The organism is Actinacidiphila sp. bgisy167, from assembly GCF_057707665.1.
In genome coordinates this window covers 35896-53941 of the sequence record NZ_JBYIQP010000041.1, presented here as the reverse complement: position 1 = coordinate 53941, position 18046 = coordinate 35896, and the positions used below count along the sequence as shown (strand labels likewise).

14 protein-coding genes and 2 pseudogenes are annotated in these 18046 nt (G+C 71.7%); 12 read left to right on the top strand and 4 right to left on the bottom strand.

What is annotated here, in order from left to right; genetic code table 11:
- Positions 1–485: 485 nt before the first annotated feature.
- From AC3ET4_RS17440 to AC3ET4_RS17425, 4 genes and pseudogenes are all read left to right on the top strand, one after another.
- On the top strand, positions 486–1172 hold the full coding sequence (locus tag AC3ET4_RS17440; protein WP_431950277.1) for a helix-turn-helix transcriptional regulator: 687 nt from the start codon (positions 486–488) through the stop codon (positions 1170–1172).
- 128 nt (positions 1173–1300) lie between these two features.
- Positions 1301–2191: an ornithine cyclodeaminase family protein gene (locus tag AC3ET4_RS17435; protein ID WP_431950275.1), complete on the top strand. Its 891-nt coding sequence runs from the start codon at positions 1301–1303 to the stop codon at positions 2189–2191.
- Between the two features lie 32 nt (positions 2192–2223).
- Positions 2224–3354, top strand: a complete 1131-nt coding sequence (locus tag AC3ET4_RS17430) for a DSD1 family PLP-dependent enzyme (protein WP_431950283.1) — start codon at positions 2224–2226, stop codon at positions 3352–3354.
- A 68-nt stretch (positions 3355–3422) separates the two neighbouring features.
- Positions 3423–3608, top strand: a pseudogene (locus AC3ET4_RS17425) (exopolyphosphatase); the annotation flags it as partial.
- 146 nt (positions 3609–3754) lie between these two features.
- On the opposite strand, the pseudogene AC3ET4_RS17420 reads toward AC3ET4_RS17425, so the two are convergent.
- Positions 3755–4138 (bottom strand): annotated as a pseudogene (locus AC3ET4_RS17420) (helix-turn-helix transcriptional regulator); the annotation flags it as partial.
- Positions 4139–4722: 584 nt separating this feature from the next.
- Between AC3ET4_RS17420 and AC3ET4_RS17415 the strand changes: the two are divergent.
- Entirely contained in the window at positions 4723–5982 is a 1260-nt protein-coding gene (locus tag AC3ET4_RS17415; RefSeq protein WP_431950273.1) for a DUF418 domain-containing protein, read from the top strand.
- A gap of 81 nt (positions 5983–6063) precedes the next feature.
- Here the strand turns inward: AC3ET4_RS17415 and AC3ET4_RS17410 are convergent, their stop codons facing one another.
- Entirely contained in the window at positions 6064–6960 is an 897-nt protein-coding gene (locus AC3ET4_RS17410; RefSeq protein WP_431950271.1) for a LysR family transcriptional regulator, read from the bottom strand.
- A 94-nt stretch (positions 6961–7054) separates the two neighbouring features.
- On the opposite strand from AC3ET4_RS17410, the gene AC3ET4_RS17405 reads away from it, so the two are divergent.
- From AC3ET4_RS17405 to AC3ET4_RS17390, 4 genes are all read left to right on the top strand, one after another.
- On the top strand, positions 7055–7960 hold the full coding sequence (locus tag AC3ET4_RS17405) for a PhzF family phenazine biosynthesis isomerase (RefSeq protein ID WP_431950269.1): 906 nt from the start codon (positions 7055–7057) through the stop codon (positions 7958–7960).
- Positions 7961–8152: 192 nt separating this feature from the next.
- Entirely contained in the window at positions 8153–8743 is a 591-nt protein-coding gene (locus AC3ET4_RS17400) for a helix-turn-helix domain-containing protein (protein WP_431950267.1), read from the top strand.
- A 156-nt stretch (positions 8744–8899) separates the two neighbouring features.
- Positions 8900–9790 carry a class I SAM-dependent methyltransferase gene (locus tag AC3ET4_RS17395; RefSeq protein ID WP_431950265.1) on the top strand — a complete coding sequence of 297 codons (891 nt, stop codon included), beginning with the start codon at positions 8900–8902 and terminating at the stop codon, positions 9788–9790.
- Positions 9791–10134: 344 nt separating this feature from the next.
- Positions 10135–10737 (top strand): HIT family protein, encoded by a 603-nt coding sequence (locus tag AC3ET4_RS17390; protein WP_431950263.1) that lies wholly within the window; start codon positions 10135–10137, stop codon positions 10735–10737.
- 120 nt (positions 10738–10857) lie between these two features.
- Here AC3ET4_RS17390 and AC3ET4_RS17385 read toward each other — a convergent pair whose 3' ends face one another.
- On the bottom strand, positions 10858–11709 hold the full coding sequence (locus AC3ET4_RS17385) for a formate/nitrite transporter family protein (protein ID WP_431950261.1): 852 nt from the start codon (positions 11707–11709) through the stop codon (positions 10858–10860).
- A gap of 538 nt (positions 11710–12247) precedes the next feature.
- Between AC3ET4_RS17385 and AC3ET4_RS17380 the strand changes: the two genes are divergently transcribed.
- The 3 genes from AC3ET4_RS17380 to AC3ET4_RS17370 all read left to right on the top strand — a co-directional run bounded on the left by AC3ET4_RS17380 (position 12248) and on the right by AC3ET4_RS17370 (position 16375).
- Positions 12248–13480, top strand: a complete 1233-nt coding sequence (locus AC3ET4_RS17380) for a phospholipase D-like domain-containing protein (protein ID WP_431950259.1) — start codon at positions 12248–12250, stop codon at positions 13478–13480.
- Between the two features lie 226 nt (positions 13481–13706).
- Positions 13707–15170 (top strand): amidase family protein, encoded by a 1464-nt coding sequence (locus tag AC3ET4_RS17375; RefSeq protein ID WP_431950257.1) that lies wholly within the window; start codon positions 13707–13709, stop codon positions 15168–15170.
- Positions 15171–15340: 170 nt separating this feature from the next.
- A complete protein-coding gene (locus tag AC3ET4_RS17370) occupies positions 15341–16375 on the top strand; it encodes a serine/threonine-protein kinase (protein WP_431950281.1) in 1035 nt (344 codons plus the stop codon).
- Between the two features lie 3 nt (positions 16376–16378).
- On the opposite strand, the gene AC3ET4_RS17365 is transcribed toward AC3ET4_RS17370, so the two are convergent.
- Entirely contained in the window at positions 16379–17518 is a 1140-nt protein-coding gene (locus AC3ET4_RS17365) for a right-handed parallel beta-helix repeat-containing protein (RefSeq protein ID WP_431950255.1), read from the bottom strand.
- Positions 17519–18046: the final 528 nt, after the last annotated feature.

The following is an 18046-nucleotide window of genomic DNA, read 5'->3' as shown; positions in this document are numbered from 1 at the left end:
TTAGCCTCGATCTTGCATTTGGGTCCGTCAGCTTGCTGGCGGGCCCTTTCGGCTCGTTCGGGTCGGAGATTTCTGCAGGTGACAGGCTGGTGGCCCGTCTGTCGCGTCGGGTGGGCGGCGGGTTCCACGGCTCCGGTTCGGTGGTGTTGCTCGTAGGGACGGGAAGCTGCTGGCGGCGGTGGAGAACAGCCGCAGGCGGGTCGGGAACCCGCGGACGGTGCGAAACCCCGCCGTACTCGGGCGTGGGTGAGGCGGCGTGGTGCGACGCTCCCAGGGCCGACGGAGGTCCTCGGCGAGAGCCTGGGTACGGCGGAGTTGGGTGTGAGCTGCGATGAGCGGCAATGGCATGCGCATGACCTCTTGTCCCAAGCCTGCCCGTGCACGCCCAGGTTGATCGCTCTCGCCGGCCGGGTTGAGCGCGGCTCGGAGGATGCTTTAGCATCAATGTCTAAAGATGGAATTGCAGTCCAGGATGGAGGCGGGCCATGGAGCATCCCGTGGCTGAGCAGCCGGAGGGCGACGGCGGGGGTCCCGTGGCCGTCGCTGCGGACGAGGCCGATGAGCACCTCATCCGCGAGGCGGAGAAGATCGCTGTGGCGTTGGGCCGCATGTTTTCCGGGCTGTGTGAGGTGGTGCTGCACGACCTGCGGGACCCCCAGCAGGCGATTCGGGTGATCGAGAACAACCTCTCCGGCCGGGAGGTCGGGGATTCGGCCACGGAGCTGGGCTTGGCCCGCATCGCGGATCCGCAGTACCCGAGCGTGATCCAGAACTACCCCAACCAGTTTCCCGACGGTCGGCCGGTGAAGAGCACGTCGATCGGCATCAAGAACGCGGCGGGACAGTACATCGCGGCCCTGTGCCTGAACCTTGACGTGTCCGTCCTGTCGCCGGTGACACTGGCGTTGTCGAACCTCGTGGCCACCGATGTCGAGCACCGCGAGCACCCGCTGGAGAATCTGCGGGACCGCAACGTGCGCGAGCTGCGCCGAACTGTGGAGGCGCTGGCCGCGGAGCGCGGTGCCACCCCCCGGTCACTGAGTCGGGACGACAAGAAGGCGCTCGTGCGGCAGCTGCAGGGTGAGGGCTACTTCGAGGGGCGCGACGCCGCGCAGACCATCGCGGACCTACTGGGCGTGTCCCGGGCCACGGTCTACAACTACGCCAAGTGAAGGGGCAGTACATGACCGACACCGGACCGGCCGCACACTCCGCACCTGCTTGTCCGCCCAGTTCCGGCCCACCGTCGGACGCAGGCCGTGGCCTGCTGTTCATTCCCGAGCAACAGACGGCTGTGCTCGTGGACGAGGAGCTGGCTCTGGACGCGGCCCGCGCGGCCTTCGCCGCGACGGTGCAGGGCGTGGTCTTTCCTTCTCTGACCGTGCACGGCTCCGATCCCCGCAACCGGTTCACGCTCAAGCCGTCCGCGTCCGCGACGCATGCCGGAGTGAAGATCGGCACCTACTGGCCGGACAACCTGAAACACGAGCTGCCGCGCCACCACTCCACTTTCCTGCTGCTTGATCAGAGAATCGGCCGGATCGCCGCCGTCCTGGAGCTCGGTGCCGCGAACGCCTACCGGACCGCAGCGGCCGACGCGCTCGCCGTCGACCTGCTCGCCCCCACCGGAGCCGCCACCCTTGCCGTCTTCGGCACCGGCCATCAGGCCGCCTATGAGGCGCGGGCCGTCGCCCGTGTCCGGCCGATCGGCGAGATCCTGATCGTGGGACGCGACAGGGCCCGCGCTGCGACCGTGGCTGCCGCACTCACCGCAGAGGGACACACGGCGCGTGCGGCCGGTGCCGAGGAAGCCTGTGCGAGCGCCGACGTGATCGTCACCGCCACCACCGCACGAGCCGAAGGCTCGCCCCTGTTCGAGGCCGAGTGGGTCCGCCCCGGCACGCACCTGTCCTGCATGGGAGCCGACGCCCCCGGAAAGCGGGAGCTGCCCCCGGCCCTGTTCGCCCGCGCACGGGTGTTCTGCGACCTGCCCGAGCAGGCACGCCGCATGGGCGAAAGCCAGCACGCACCCGAGGACACCGTCCTCATCCCCCTCGGCGAGGTCCTCACCCAGCGCGCCCAAGGACGCACCGATGACCGTGACATCACAATCTTCGACAGTTCCGGGATCGGACTGCAAGACCTCTACCTGGCTCTGGCCCTCCTGAAGAAGATGGACATCTCCCTGTGACCACCCTCCCCGCCTCCGCCGCACAGACCCTGATGGATCCGGACACCCCGTTCGCCGTGGTCGACGTGCACAAGAGCCTGCGCAACATCGAGCGCCTTCAGGCCAGGGCCAGCCGGCTCGGGGTCACCCTCCGCCCGCACATGAAGACAGCCAAGAGCCTCGACGTCGCCGCGCTCCTGAACGACGGCAACACGTGTCCCATCACTGTCTCCACCCTCGCCGAGGCCGAGGCGTTCGCCGACGGCGGTTACACCGACATCACCTACGCCGTCGGCATCGACCCCCACAAGCTCCCCCGCGTCATCGCTCTCCTGCGCCGCGGCGTGACCGTGCGGGTCCTGCTGGACAGCATCGAGCAGGCCGTCTTCGTCGCGGAAGCCTCCGGCCAGGCCGGCCTGCCCATCCCGGCCCAGATCGAGATCGACTGCGACGGCCACCGCGGTGGTCTCAAGCCGGACGACCCCGCCCTCACGGAGATCGGCCGCATCCTGCACGACGCGGCCTGCCTCGACGGCGTGCTCACCCACGCGGGCGAGTCGTACTTCGCCTACAGCGCCGAAGAACAGCGCCTGGCCGCACAGAACGAACGTGACACCGCGGTTGCCGCAGCCGAACGTCTCCGTGCGGCCGGTCTGCCCGTGGCCTGCGTCAGCGTCGGCTCCACCCCCACCGCGCACGCGGCCGAGGACCTCACCGGGGTCACCGAACTGCGGGCCGGCAACTACGTGTTCTTCGACCTGGTGATGGCCGGCCTCGACGTCTGCCAGGTGCAGGACCTCGCCCTCTCGGTGGTCGTCACCGTCATCGGCCACCGCCCCGAGTACGGGTGGATCGTCACCGACGGCGGCTGGATGGCCATGTCCCGCGACCGCGGCACCGCCGCCCAGGCCCAGGACCAGGGCTACGGTCTGGTCACCGACATGGCCGGCCACCTCATCCCGAACCTGGTCATGACGGCCGCGAGCCAGGAACATGGCACCCTCACCGCCCGCGACGGCACCGACCTGCCCGACCTGCCGGTCGGCACCCGGCTGCGTATCCTGCCCAACCACGCCTGCGCCACCGCCGCCCAGCACCACGGCTACCACGTCGTCGACAGCAGCAAGGGCACGGAGCCCGCCCCGGTGATCCAAGCGCGCTGGCCCCGCATCACCGGCTGGTGACCTGCCCGGGCAAGGAGGGCGGACCATCCACGCGGTGAGGTAGGCGAAGGCGGCCCCGGGGGAGGTCGCAGCGTGCGGCGATCCCGGTGATGCACCCGGGCCGGGTCGACGTGATCCGCGCCAGGGCCCTGGCGCTGCTGCGGATCAAGGAGCGCACGGGCGCACGGGAGGTCGTGGTCTGCGAGCACGACCTCCCGGGCGGCATCGCCCGCGAAGCGGCCGAGGATGTCGAGCGGGATACGCGCATGGGCTGACCTGCGGCAACGCACAAAGCAGGGCCCCTGCCGGATCGGCAACCGGCGGGGGCCTGGTCGTCTGACGCGCTCACAGTCGAACGTTCCGAGCGGGGCGCGGGGCGGCTCGGGTTCGCCTTCCACGTGGACCCGTGGACCCGGTACGGTCAGCGTGGTCCGTCCGAAGCGCTCTGCCGGAGATGGTGTGTCTCCGGTGAAAGCCCACTCCGACCCAACCGGAAGTCGTGGGGGCTCACGCCGTACGCCGTCTTGAAGACCCGACTGAAGTGGGGTGCGCTGGCGAAGCCCCACCGGTGGGCGATGGCCTCGATCGTCATGAACTGATGCACCGGCGAAGCCAGTTCCCTCCTGCATTCTTCGAGACGCTGCGTCCTGATCCATTCGCCAAGGGTGATTCCCGCCCGGGACAGGGTCCGGTAGAGCCAGCGTACGGAAACGCTGTGCTCGGCTGCGATACGCTCAGCGGTCAGATCGAGGTCTGCCAGATGGAGGCGCACGTATACCTGGACACGCTCAAGAAGTGTGCTGTCCACCTGGCCGCCACTTAGGGCCATGCCGAGACGTTGTCGACGTTGTTCTACGAGGCCGACTTCGCGGCGGGGCAGAGGATTCACGACGCGCGGCACCAAGTGGAGCTCGCCGTTCGCGCCGGCCTCGATGAGGCGGAGGTCCGCGCGGTGCTGACCGGCGAGCGACGTCGCCCAGGTACGTGCGGATGAGGCTGGGCCGCTCGGCTGGGCATCACGAACGTTCCCTTCTTGGGCCTTGACCCCTGATCTTGGACACACGAGACACTGGATCCTGAGGATCTGAGAATGACGTCTCGTGGGTCACGGAGAACTATCCGCCGCACTTCACGGCGGACGCGGTCGCGCTCCCACCAGTCGCATTCCGAGGCGACGCTTCGGCAGGTCGCTGCCGATCTGGGGATCCATTCCGAGACCGAGACCCTGCGGAACCGGGTCCGGGAGGCCGGAGCGAGCCCGGCCGCGGACTCCGCGTGGCCCGCGCGACCGTTGCCCCGGTACACACGCGCGGACCAGCCGCCTGGCGGGGGGAGTCCCGGCACCTGCCGGATTGGCGCGGGACCGGTGGCACCGCGAGTCTGGGGCGCATGACCCACGCATCACCCGTCGCGGCAGAGGCTCCGGCAGAGGTTCCGGCAGAGTTCGACAAGGCCGCGGTGGCCCGCTCCCCGTTCCGCCCCGCGGCGGCCGGACGGCTGATCGGTGTCGACCTTGCGCGCGGCCTGGCCATCGCAGGGATGTTCGCCGCCCACGTGGGTCCCGACCCCTCCGTGGGAGGCCCGCTCGGCTGGGTGATGGAGCTGGCGCGGGGTCGGTCCTCGGCGTTGTTCGCCCTTCTCGCCGGGTTCTCCCTGGTCCTGCTCACCGGGCGGCCGGAGCCGCGTACGGGCCGCGCGGGGCGGCAGGCCGTGGGCCGGGTGGTGATCCGGGCCGCCGTCCTCATCGTCCTGGGGTCCCTGCTGACGGACGTGGGCACCTCCGTCGACGTGATCCTGTCGTACTACGGACTCGCCTTCCTCTGTGTCCTGCCCCTGTACCGGCTGCGGGCCCGCACGCTTGCGGTGATCGCTGCGGTCACCGCGCTCGTGCTGCCACAGCTCCTGTACGTCCTGCGGGTCGCCATCGACAACGGGGGCTGGGGCGACGCGGTGATCGCGCACGATCCGCTGGCCCGGCTCACCGGCTCGGACGGATTCCTGCAGCTGCTGATCACCGGCGACTACCCGGTGGTGACCTGGGTGTCCTTCCTCATCGGCGGGATGGCCGTCGCCCGGCTCGACCTGCGGCGACCCGGTGTGCGCGCCAAAGTCGCCGTGTGCGGCGCGGGTCTGGCCGTGCTCGGCTACGGCGGCTCCTGGGTGGCCCTGCACCTGGCCACCGGCGCGCGGGCCGCGATCAGCGCGGCCGCGGACGGCGCACCGGCCGGCTCGGCCTGGTGGTCGGACGCGCTGTCCGAGACATACGGCAACCAGGTCGTCGACACGCCGTCCTGGATGCTGGTGGCCGCTCCGCACAGCCAGACGACGTTCTCGATCCTCGGGAACACCGGGGTCGCGCTCGTGGTCCTGGGCGGATGCCTGGCCGTGGCGGAACGGGCGCGCGTGCGGTGGGTGGTCGCGCCCGTGATCGCCGTCGGCTCGATCTCGCTGACCGCGTACGTCGGGCACATCGTCGCCATCGGTGTCCTGGGTGTCGACGACATGCCCGACTCCGCCGCACTGCCGGTCCTGCTCTCCTTCGTCGCGGCCGCGATGGTGCTGGCTCTCGCCTGGACCCGGATCTTCCGGCGAGGGCCGCTGGAGGCCCTGATGCACGCGGCCACCATCCCGGCCCGGCTGATCACCTGAGAGACGGCGTGGCTTGCGGGCAGGCAGCCTGATCGCGGCTTCCCGCCCCTGGCCGCGACCGCGCGGAAGGCGTGACCGCCCTCAGCGGGGGAAATGGTGCGGCAGCTCTGCACGGAGCGCTGCCGCCGCGGGGGAGAGCCAGCGCCGGCGGTGGCGGGCCAGAAGGACGGTGACGTCGGGGAAACGCGGGCCGGACACCTGCGTCAGACGGCCCGTCGCGAGCGCGTCCTCGACATTGGCGCGGGCCAGCAGGCTGAGGCCGAGGCCCGCGGCCACGCAGGACCTGGCGGCTTCAAGACTGCCGAAGCGCGTGATCCGAGGTGGTGCGCCCTTGGCGGCGGTGAGCAGCCGCTCGACGAAGCGGTCGCTGTACGAGCAGCCCTGCTCGTGCAGGAAGTAGTCCTCGCGGGCCAGCTCCGCCCAGTCGGTGCTGCCGCGGGCGGCGGGGTGCTCGGACGAGCAGACGAGCACCAGCGCCTCCCGGGCCAGCGCCGTGCACTCGATGTCGCGGAACGCGACCTCGTCCTCCAGCAGCAGGGCCAGATCCAGTTCGCCGGTGCGGAGCGCGGCGACGGCGGTCGCGGTCCCCATCGTGCGCAGGTCCACCTCGATCCGGGGGTGGCTGCGCCGAAGCGCGGCGATGACGGCCGGCAGCCGTGCGGACACCAGCGACTCGCCGGCGGAGAGCACCACGCGTCCGCTCACCCGGCCGTCCGTGCCACCGGCCGAGGCGGCGACCGCGCGGAGCCGGGACTCGGCCTCCAGCACCTCCTCGGCCTGTGCCAGCGCATCGCGTCCGGCGCCGGTGAGCACCACGCCGCGCGGAAGCCGGTCGAACAGGCGCAGGTCGAGCTCCTTCTCCAGGGCCTGCACGTGGGCGGTGACGGTGGACTGGACGAGATGCAGGCGCTCCGCGGCGGCGGTCAGGTTCCCGGTCCGGGCGACGGTGACGAAGGTGCGCAGCAGTCGGGTGTCCATGCTGCGGACGATAGCCGCTGCCATCGAATATGACGATGGATTCGATCGATTTCCATCGTTTGTAGGGATGCCTCATCGGTGCCACGGTAGGGGCATGAGCCTGATGACACGTCCCGACATCCTGCGCTACACCGCCTTCACCACCGACCCCGCCGGCGGCAACCCGGCCGGCGTCGTCCTCGACGCGGCCGCACTGGACGACGCCGCCATGCTCGCGACCGCCGCCGGCATCGGGTACTCGGAGACGGCGTTCGTCACCGTCGCGGACCGTGCGGCGCGCCGGTTCCGGCTGCGCTACTTCAGTCCGCTCGCCGAGGTCGCCTTCTGCGGCCACGCGACCGTCGCCACCGCGGTGGCCCTGGCCGAGCGGATCGGCCCCGGCCCGCTCCTTTTCGACACGCCGGTGGGCGAGATCGCCGTGGACACCGCCCAGGACGCCTCCGCGGAGCCCGAAGGCTCCGTGACGGCGACGCTCACCAGCGTCCCCACCCGCTCCCGACCGGCGAGCGACACGGAGGTGAGCGCCTCCCTCGCGGCCCTGCACTGGTCTCCGGGCGACCTCGACCCGGCACTTCCGCCGCACGTCGCGTTCGGTGGGAACGAACACCTGGTTCTGGCGGTGGCCACCCGCGAGCGTCTCGCTGCCCTCGACTACGACTTCGACGCTCTGGCCGAGGTGATGCGCCGTCACGGCTGGACGACGCTCCAACTGGTCTGGCGTGAGGCAGCGGAGCTCTTCCACGCGCGCGACCCGTTCCCGATCGGCGGTGTCGTCGAGGACCCGGCCACCGGCGCCGCGGCCGCCGCCCTCGGCGGCTATCTGCGCGCCCTCGGCGCCCTCCCGCCCGCCGGCGCCTTCACCATCCGTCAGGGGCAGGACCTCGGTCGCCCCAGTCTGCTCCGGGTCGAGGCGTCCACCACGGACCCAAGGGTGCGGGTGAGCGGGCAGGCGGTGGCGATCGCGGGTGTACGTGCGAGTACCGGCGAGGGAGACGTCTGAGCGGACCAAGGGCGTTGAACGCAGCGTTCCTTCACACCGCACGCTGGGTCGAGGAACGCTGAGGAGGGGGGGGTTCTTTGTCCCGCCGCTGGCCCCGAAGGGCGCCTGACGGCTGCTGGGCGATGGCGAGCTGGCGGGCGGACCAGCCCACCGACCATCCCGGTGTTGCATTCACGGCATAGCATGTTGCTCATGACGCAAGACGACGGGCAGCTGGACAGCCTCGTACGCAGACGGCTGCGCGCACTGCGCGTCGCACAGGGCTGGTCCCTGGAGGAGCTGGCCAGGCGTGCCAACCTCAGCCAGTCCTCACTGAGCCGCATCGAGAACGGCCAGCGCCGCCTCGCCCTGGACCAGCTGGTCACGCTCGCCCGGGCGCTGGACACCACCTTGGACCAGCTCGTGGAGAGCGCCGCCGACGACGTCGTGATCAGCCCGATGATCGACGCAGCCCACGGCCTGATGCGCTGGCCCGTCAGGGCGGTCCCCGGGATGAGCGTGACGCGTCAGCGGATGACCGACCCGCCGCCCGGCAACCCGGCCCGCATGCGCGCCCACCCCGGCCGCGAATGGCTGGTGGTGTTGTCCGGCACCGCCGTCCTCATGCTCGGCGACCGGCGCCTTCGCATCGAGGCCGACCAAGCCGCCGAGTTCCCGACCATGATGCCGCACGCCATAGGCGCCGAGGGCGGACCGTGCGAGATCCTGGGCATCTTCGATCGCGACGCCCGTCGCGGCCACCAGAAGGACGGTGAGCGCGGCGCCTCCGCGGCCGACCGGTGAGGGCGCCCGGGAACCCAGCGCATAAGCGGGCCGCCGGGCGCGCCGACGGCCGGCCGCAGGCGGCGCTCTTGCGTGGCGCGCAGCGGGGCGAGCCCTCCTCTTGCGTATCCCGCAAGCAATCATGCGTTCGGCGCATGGCCCTCCTAGGGTGAGGCCATGACCCGAACACGCCAGGACGCCACCCACCACGGCGGGGGCGGTCACCACGCCGACCACGACCACGGCCACGACAGGCACGACGACGCCGGTCAGGCACAGATGCTCGACCTGGACGCCGAGGTGCTCGCCGAGCACCTGGCGTCCCTCATCGCGTGGCTGCCGCTGAGGAACGAGCCGCGGAGGATCGTGGACCTCGGCTGCGGCCCCGGCGCGGGAACCTTCGCGCTCCTCCGACGCTTCCCCGACGCCCACGTCACCGCCGTCGACGCCTCGGCCGGACACCTCCGGCTCCTGCGAGAGAGGGCGCGCGCCCTCGGTGTCGGGGGTCAGGTCCTGACCGTGCCGGCCGACCTGGACGCCAGTGGCTGGCCCGACCTCGGGACGCCGGATCTGGTGTGGGCCTCGGCCTCGATGCACCACATGGCCGACCCCGGCCACGCCCTGCGGAGCGTGCACGAACTGCTCGCCCCCGGCGGCCTGTTCGTGGTCGTCGAGCTCGCGGGCTTCCCTCGCTTCCTGCCCGCCCAGGCCCCCGAGAACCGGCCCGGGCTCGAAGAGCGCGCCCATGCCGCGACCGACAGCTTCCACGCCGAGCGCGTGCCGCACCGCGGTGCCGACTGGGGCCCCATGCTGACCGCCGCCGGGTTCACCGTCGAGGAGAAGCGCACCGTCACCGTCGACATCGAAGGCACACGCAGCGAAGCGATCGGCCGCTACGCGCACGGCAGCCTGCAGCGCGTCCGCGGCGTCGCAGCCCCCGCCCTCAGCCCGGAGGACCTCGCCGCACTCGACGAACTCCTGGACACCGACAGCCCGCACAGCCTGCTGCGCCGCGAGGATCTCGTCCTGCGCACCGAGCGCACCGTCTGGGCCGCCCGCCGCGCCTGACCGACGGCTCCCCGTACGCGACCACCGCCTGCGCAGCGTCATCCGCTGCGTCGGGGCGGCGTCGGCGTCGCTCAGCGGAGCCGTGGGACGCGCGGGCCCCCGCCACGGGTTTCGAGGGCACCCGCTGGTTCCTCGGTGCGGACGTGCTGCTCCAGGACGAGGAGGGCTGCGTTCCTGTGCGGGCGCGGACCGAGGAGGCGCTGGAGGCGGTTCGGGCCATGCTCCCGGGGACCTGGCTCAACGGACAGTCGATCTGCCGGCGTCGCCGGCCTGGTGTCCGTGACTGCCGACAGAGGTGTGCTGACGGCCTCACGCGGCCGATCAGGTGTGCGACTCTGTGGATCATGGACATGGAAGCAAGCGACTACGTCAAGCGGCTGCCGATCGGCGAGCGCATCCCCTTCCCCGCCGACGGCATCCCGTTCTGGGAGGTCTTTCCGTACGAAGGGGATCTGCGGATCAAGGTCCTTGAGGGGCCGACGCTGCCCGAGCCGCCCCGGTTCGGCGAGTCGGGTCCCGAGGGGTGCCGGGGCTGCGCGCGTGCGGACACCGACTTCCTGTGGACGGACGAGCACTGGCGGCTGAGCGTCTCCGACGAGCCGGCCGCACTCCCCGCGACGGTGCTGCTGCAGCCGCGTGGCCACTACGACCTGGATGACCTGCCGCCGGAACGGGCCGCGGAGCTGGGGCCGATGCTGCAGCGAGTGGAGCGGGCGGTCATGTCGCTGGGCGGCATCGCTCGAGTGCACGTCAACAAGTGGGGCGACGGGGGAGCTCACCTGCACGTCTTCCTGATCGCCAGGCCGGAGGGCATGATGCAGATGCGCGGCACCTGCCTGCCCCTCTGGGACGACGTACTGCCCAAGCTGCCTCAGGAGGTCTGGGACGAGACCAACCGCCGCATCGCCCGGGCCATGGCGACCGGTGGGGGCACGGCGCACCGCTGAGCCGTTCCGGGGCGGGCGGTCAACCGGACGTCCGCCTCGTCGTCCGGACCGGTGCCGTACAGCGGCGAGCACGGTGCGGCGTCGGCCTCCCGGGGCCGACGCCGCACCGTGCCGCGCCGCTCAGAAGCTCACCGACTCCGGTGCCTCGACGGGCACGGGCCCGTTCGTCGGCTTCGCCTTCCCGCCGCGGCCCACGAACGCGTACGCCGCGCCGACCAGCAGGCCGCCGCCCACGAGGTTGCCGAGGCCCACGAACAGCAGGTTGCGCGCGAAGCCGGCTGCTGTCGCGTCCGGCACGTGCTCGAACATCCCGAGCGAGTAGTACGTCATGTTGGCCACGACGTGTTCGAAGCCGGAGCCGACGAACGCCAGCAGGGCCCAGAAGATGAGGGCGATCTTCGCGCCGTCGGACTTCGTCCGCGCGGCCATCCACACGCCCAGGCAGACCAGGAAGTTGCAGAGCACGCCGCGGAAGAAGAGCGCTCCGCCCGATTCCGCCGCCTTCGTCTTGAGCAGCGAGGTCAGCAGGGCGAGGGCCGGCGCGGCGTGCCCGGGGGCGGCGCCCGAGGTGATGACGCCGCTGCCGTGCACGACCAGGGCGAACAGGACGGACCCGATGAGGTTGCCCACGAACGATCCGATGATCAGGGCCACCGCGTTGGCTCCGCTGAGGCTGCGGACGACGACGCCCTGGACGGTCGTCATCATGTTGCCCGTGGTGAGTTCGGCGCCCGCGAAGACCACCAAGGTGAGCGCCACGGCGAAGAGCAGTCCCTGGATGAGCTTGGTGAACGGCGAGCCGGCCGCCGCGAGCGGTCCGGTGACCGTGAGCAGGAGCACCGCCGCGACCCCGACGAACGCGCCGGCCAGCAGGGAGCTGACCAGGTAGCGGCCCGGGCTACGGAGGGCCGTGGCCTTGTCGGCGGCCGTCCGCCCCTGCTCGACAAGGGCCTGGGACACGGGGATCGGCATGGTGTCACCTCTTCACTGATGTACAGGAATGTCCGTCGCGTATGTCCCGATGTTAGGTCCGGGGAGGCGCTGGAAAGGAAAAGGAGTTGCACATCACAGGCCGAATGGCGCGTTTCTCATCGGCGTGTAATCCGCTCGGCAAGTAGAGGTCAACGGAAATTCCGCCATCGGTAAAGAAGCGCTCTATGGGAGAGGAAAGTGCAGGTAGAGGAGGTGTCGTGCCTCCTGTGCGACGAACAGCCGAAAGTCTGGCGGTCAATCCGCAAAGGATGGATGCCCTGTGAAACGACTGCCAGTAGCGCGTTCGGCGGAATTCCGCTCGGTGCGGAGGCGGGCGGGCTCCTCGCGGCGACGGTGCCGCTGCGGGGCCGCGCCCGGGTACTGCGGAGCACGAGCGCAAAGGAGTCCCCCCAGCCTCACGTGCACGGGTAGCCACTTTCGGATAAGCCGCCTCCGGACGGGCATACGGCTGGAGTACGCCACGCGACACCGCGGCCGGACGGGCCGCCGCGGCACCGGAACCGGGGGGCACGACGGCATGGGTCATGACGGCACGGGCGCTTCGCTGGAGGAGACCGACCACAGGGACGGGGGCCGGCAGGAGCGCTCGGCCGCCGACCGCACGCAGCAACTGCGCCGCCGCCTGGAACGGCTGATCGGCATCGCCGCGACCGAGGGAAACCGCCTGCAGGCCCTGCGCAACGGGGACGAGATCTTCCCCGCGATGCTCGACGCGATCCGCGGGGCCAAGTACACCGTCGACATGACGACCTTCGTCTACTGGCGCGGCCGGATCGCGCGCGACTTCGCGCACGCGCTGGCCGACAAGGCGGCGGAGGGGGTGCGGGTGCGGCTGCTGCTCGACGGCTTCGGCGGGCGGCTGATCGAGCGGGAACTGCTGGCGGACCTGGACCGGGCCGGCGTGGACGTCGCCTGGTTCCGCAAGCCCGTGCGGCTCTCGCCGTTCAAGCAGAACCACCGCTGCCACCGCAAGGTCCTGGTGGTCGACGCCGAGGCCGCCTTCACCGGCGGCGTCGGCATCGCTGAGGAGTGGTGCGGCGACGCCCGCCATCCCGGCGAATGGCGGGACACCCACGTCCGGGTCACCGGACCCGCCGTGGACGGGCTGGCCGCCGCCTTCGCCCAGAACTGGGCCGAGTGCCGGCAGGGCGGGCTCTTCGACGAGCGCGACCGCTTCACCGAGCACGAGCAGAGCGGAGGGGCGATCGTCCAGGTCGTACGCGGCTCGGCGAGTGTGGGCTGGCAGGACATGCGCACCCTGCTCCGCGTCGTGATCACCTCGGCCGAGCGGCGCATACGGCTCGCCACCGCGTACTTCGCGCCCGACCCGTACTTCGTCGGCCTGCTCTGCCACGCCGCGGCGCGCGGGGTGGAGGTCGAGATACTGCTTCCGGGCCCGTACACCGACAAGCGGGTCTGCCAACTGGCCGGGCAGCGCTACTACCAGCGGCTCCTGGACTGCGGGGTGCGGATCTGGCACTACCTGCCCACGATGATGCACGCAAAGGTCATCACCATGGACGGTGTCGCCACCCTGATCGGCTCGACCAACTTCAACCGCCGCTCTCTAGACCATGACGAGGAGGTGATGCTGGCGGTTCTCGACGAGTCCTTCACCTCCGGCATCGACGCCCACTTCGACGAGGACCTGCGCCGCAGCGACCGCGTCGACGCCGCCCGCTGGCGTTCCCGCTCCGCCCTGGAGCGCGTCCAGGAGGCGGCCACCGCGCCCATCCGCCGCTTCCTGTGAGGATGATGGTGCACGCCCCGTACGGCGACGGCCGTACGGGGCGCAACGGACCCGGTCGCGCAGCGCACCACTCACCCAGGAGGGCGTCATCAGCCTCGCCAACGTCACCCCCGGAACCTCCGGCAATCCCGCCTCCGAACCGGTTGCGGCCGGCGCCCGATCCCCCGATGTCGAGTCGTTCCCCGCCGACCTGGAGGTCGCGACGGTCGCCGAGCTGACCGCCCTCATGGCCTCGGGCCGCGCCACGAGCGTCTCCCTCACCCGCGCCTACCTGCGGCGCATCGAGGACCTGGACGTGGGCGGCCCGGCCCTGAACGCGGTGCGCTGCGTCAACCCGGCCGCGCTGGAGGAGGCCGTGGCGGCGGACGAGCGCCGGGCGGCCGGCGGCCCCGGCGGGCCGCTGCTGGGCATACCGGTGCTCGTGAAGGACAACATCGACGTCCTCGGCATGCCCACCACCGCCGGCTCGGTGGTCCTCGCCGAATCCTTCCCCGGCGCGGACGCCCCGCTGGTGACCCGGCTGCGAGAGGCGGGGGCGGTGATCCTCGGGAAGGCCAACCTCACCGAGTTCGCCAACTACCTCACCGTGGGCATGCCCAGCGGCTACAGCTCGCTGGCGGGCCAGGTGCTCAACCCGTACGACCTGAGCGTGACACCCAGCGGTTCCAGCGCCGGTTCCGGGGTGGCCGCCGCGGCCGGACTGGCCGCCGTCACCATCGGCACCGAGACGGACGGGTCGATCCTCAGCCCCGCGTCGGCCACGTCGGGCGTCGGGGTCAAACCCACCCTCGGCCTCGTCAGCCGCACGGGCATCGTGCCCATCGCCTCGAGCCAGGACACCGCGGGGCCGATGACCCGGACCGTCGCGGACGCCGCCGCCCTGCTGACCGTCCTCACCGGCACCGATCCCGAGGATCCGGCCACCTCCGGCAACCCGCTCGAGGGCCACGACTTCACGGCCGACCTGTCGTCCGACGCCCTGCGCGGGGCACGCATCGGCGTCGTCGCGGAACAGATCCCGCAGGACGGCACGGACGAACGGTTCCTGTGGGACGCGGCCCTGGAGGCCCTGGCCGGGCGCGGCGCCGAACTGGTCGCCCTCGGCCTCGAGGCGCGCCGCCGCTACGACGTCGCCTCCCCGGTGCTGAGCCACGAGTTCAAGCGCGACCTCGACGCCTACCTCGCCCGGCTGCCCGAGGGCGCACCCGTGCGCACCCTCGCCGATGTGATCGCCCGCAATGCGGCGCAGGCTGACGTCGCCCTGAAGTTCGGGCAGACGCTCGCGCTCGCCGCGCAGGCCAGGGACCTCGCGCCGGACAGCGCGGACACCGCCGAGTACCGGGCCGCCCGCGCCCGGGACCTGGAGGAGAGCAGGGACCGCATCGACGCCCTGATGGCCGCGCACGACGTCACCGCCCTGCTGTTCGTGAACAGCGGCAGCTCCTCCATCGGCGCCAAGGCCGGCTACCCCTCCGTCACCGTCCCGGCGGGTTACCGCGCGGCCGACCGCCGGCCCTTCAACATCACCTTCCTCGGACGGGCCTGGAGCGAGCCGCTGCTCCTCGGCTACGCGTACGACTACGAGCAGGCGACGCGGCTGCGCAGGCCGCCGTCCGCCGTCAACCCCACGCTGGTGCGCCGCCGTTCGCTCGCCCTGCCGGGGCCGCGGGTGGCCGCCGCGGGACGCTGACCGCGACGGCACGAGGTGACCGCCCCGCCACGGGCAGGGGCGGTCACCGCGGGGGCCGTCCCATGGCCCGGGTGTCCCGGGGCCGCGAAGCGCGGGGGCGCGGTCGATGGAATGCTGGAGGGAGCGGGGACGAAGGCCCCCCGGTGTCCAGCCGCGTGGCGGTGGTCGCGATGGAATCGGTTCCTCGGGACGTGAGTGTGTACGCCGGCCGGTCCGCCGGGCCCATCGGGGCCCAGATCGCCGGTTACCGCGTCGAGCGGGAGATCGGACGCGGCGGTATGGCCGTGGTGTACTGCGCCCGCGACCTGCGGCTCGACCGCACGGTGGCGCTGAAACTGCTCGCCCCGGAGCTCGCCCGCAACGACACCTTCCGCCGCCGCTTCACGCACGAGTCACGGGTGGCGGCTGCCATCGACCACCCCCACATCGTGCCGATCTTCGAGGCCGGCGAGACCGACGGTGTCCTCTACATCGCGATGCGTTATGTCTCCGGCCTCGACCTGCGGGCGCTGCTCGACCGGGACGGTCCGCTGCCCGTCGCGACGGCACTGCGCATCGGCGCCCAGGTGGCCTCCGCCCTGGACGCGGCGCACGAACACGACCTGGTGCACCGCGACGTGAAACCGGGGAACGTGCTCGTCGCCAAGGGCACCGACAGCGACCACCCCGAGCACCTCTACCTCACCGACTTCGGGTTGACGAAGAAGTCGCTGTCGCTGACCGGGTTCACCACCGTCGGCGAGTTCGTCGGCACCCTGGACTACGTGGCGCCGGAGCAGATCTCCGGACGGCCGGTGGACGGCCGCTGCGATCTCTACAGCCTGGCCTGTGTCGTCTACGAGAGCCTGACCGGTGGCCTGCCCTTCGAGCGGGAGGAGGACATGGCCCTGCTGTGGGCGCACCAGTACGACCAGCCGCCACCCCTCACCGAGCGGCGGCCGGACCTCCCGCCGGCCATGGACGACGTCATGGCCAGGGCGCTCGCGAAGCTGCCCGAGGACCGCTACGACTCCTGCCTGCAGTTCGTGGGCGCACTGCGGGCGGCGGCGACCGGACCGGACGCGGCGGCCCTGCGGGGCGGTGCCCTCGGCCACGAGGCGACCCGGCCGGCCCCCAGGCCGGCGGCCGTCCCCGCGCCGCCGGGACCGCCGCCGGACCCGCCGATGTGGGCCCGGCCGGTCTTCCGTCGGCTGCCCGGTCAGTGAGCGTCAGCTGCTGGGCGCGGCGCTGGGAGCACTGCTCGGCGCGCTGTCGACCAGCTGCTTGGGCTCGGTGGTCTCCAGGGTGTTGTTGACGAAGGTGTTGCCCTTGCCCTTGAGGTCGCGGTTGGCGAGGTCGGCCGGCTTGTTGCCGCGGGCGACGTTGTCGCGGATGGTGTTCTCGGAGTTGGACGTGCCCACCACGCTGCCGAAGAGCACGATGCCCCCGGACATCGGGGACGTGCCGCTGTTGTCACGTACGTCGTTGTTGGTCACGACCGTCTTCTCGACGCCCGTGAGCAGGATGCCCGTACCCTGGATGAACGGCAGGCGGGCGTTGGGCGCGCAGTACTTGTTGTTCCCCGTCACCGTGTTGTGGGTGACGGTCAGCGCGCCGCCGCGCGGGACGCCCTCGTCGCCGACGACGAAGACGCCGCCGCAGTTGCCGGTGATCTGGTTGTTCTCGACCGTGACGCCCCGGACGCGGCGCAGACCGACGCCGATCCGGTTCTCCGTCAGCTTGTTGCCGTCGATGACGGCGCCCTGGGTTTCGAGCGCACCGCCCTCGGTGTCCATGGAGTTGGCGAGGAAGATGCCGGACTCGGCGTTGTTGTGGGCGGTGTTGTCGCGGAAGACGGTGCGGACCGACTTCTCGACGAGGATGCCCTGCAGTTTGTTGTCATGCGCGGTGACATGGAGGACCTTGAGCCCGTCGGCCCGGGACGCGTGGATGCCGGCCTTCTTGAAGCCGGTGACCGTCAGCGAATCCAGTGTCACGTCGGAGGCGTTCTTCTGCGCCGTACCGGTGACGCAGATGCCCTCACCCGCCTTGGCGCACGCGTTCTCGGTGCGCTTGGCGCTCGGCTTGATGACGGTGCCCGTGCCCGCTCCGCGCAGCGTCAGCCGCGGCGTGCTGATCTGGACGCTCTCCTGGTACGTGCCCGCCGCGATGTCGATGACCTGACCGGGCTCGGCGCGGTCCACCGCCGACTGGATGGATTCCCCCGCGCGGACGGTGATCTTCTTCTCGGCGTCAGCGGACTGCGAGGCCGTGGGCTGCGACCCGCCGCCGCACGCGACCGCGCCTCCCACGATGGTCGCCGTGGCGGCCGCCGCGACGACGGCCCTGCGGGACCGACAGAGCTTCATGTGTGCACCTGCTCTCCGTGATATGTGATCAGCCGAAAACAGACGCTATGGACGGATTTGACGCCCCGCCACTCCAGAGCGCACGGCACGCGGGTGACGATGCCCGGATCGGCCGATGGGCGCGGGTCCCCGGGGGCACGGCCACCGGTGGCCGCGGATCGGCCCGGTACGGCTGATGGGGTGGCCCGCGGGCGGCTCAGGCCCGTGCCTGGACTGGCGCGCCGACCTGCGGCGACGGTGGCGCGACGGGGAACCGGGGCCGAGTGACGGGAACGGCGCTGGGGCGAGGCCGTGGGGGCGGGGAGCGCGCGGGGCCGCCGGCCGTCCCGCGCCGCGGGCGGGACGGCCGGGCGGCCGGGCGGTGCGGGGAGGGCGGTCGGCCCCGCGGAAGGCATCGCACGCCGGTCATGGCCGCTGCCGCGGCGAGGTGCTCCAAGACGTCGGGGTCGCACCGTTCCCGCCGGGTACGTCGGGGGACCGGACGGCGTGCAGCGCGCGGTCGCCGGGCCGCCCCCACGCGGTGCCAGC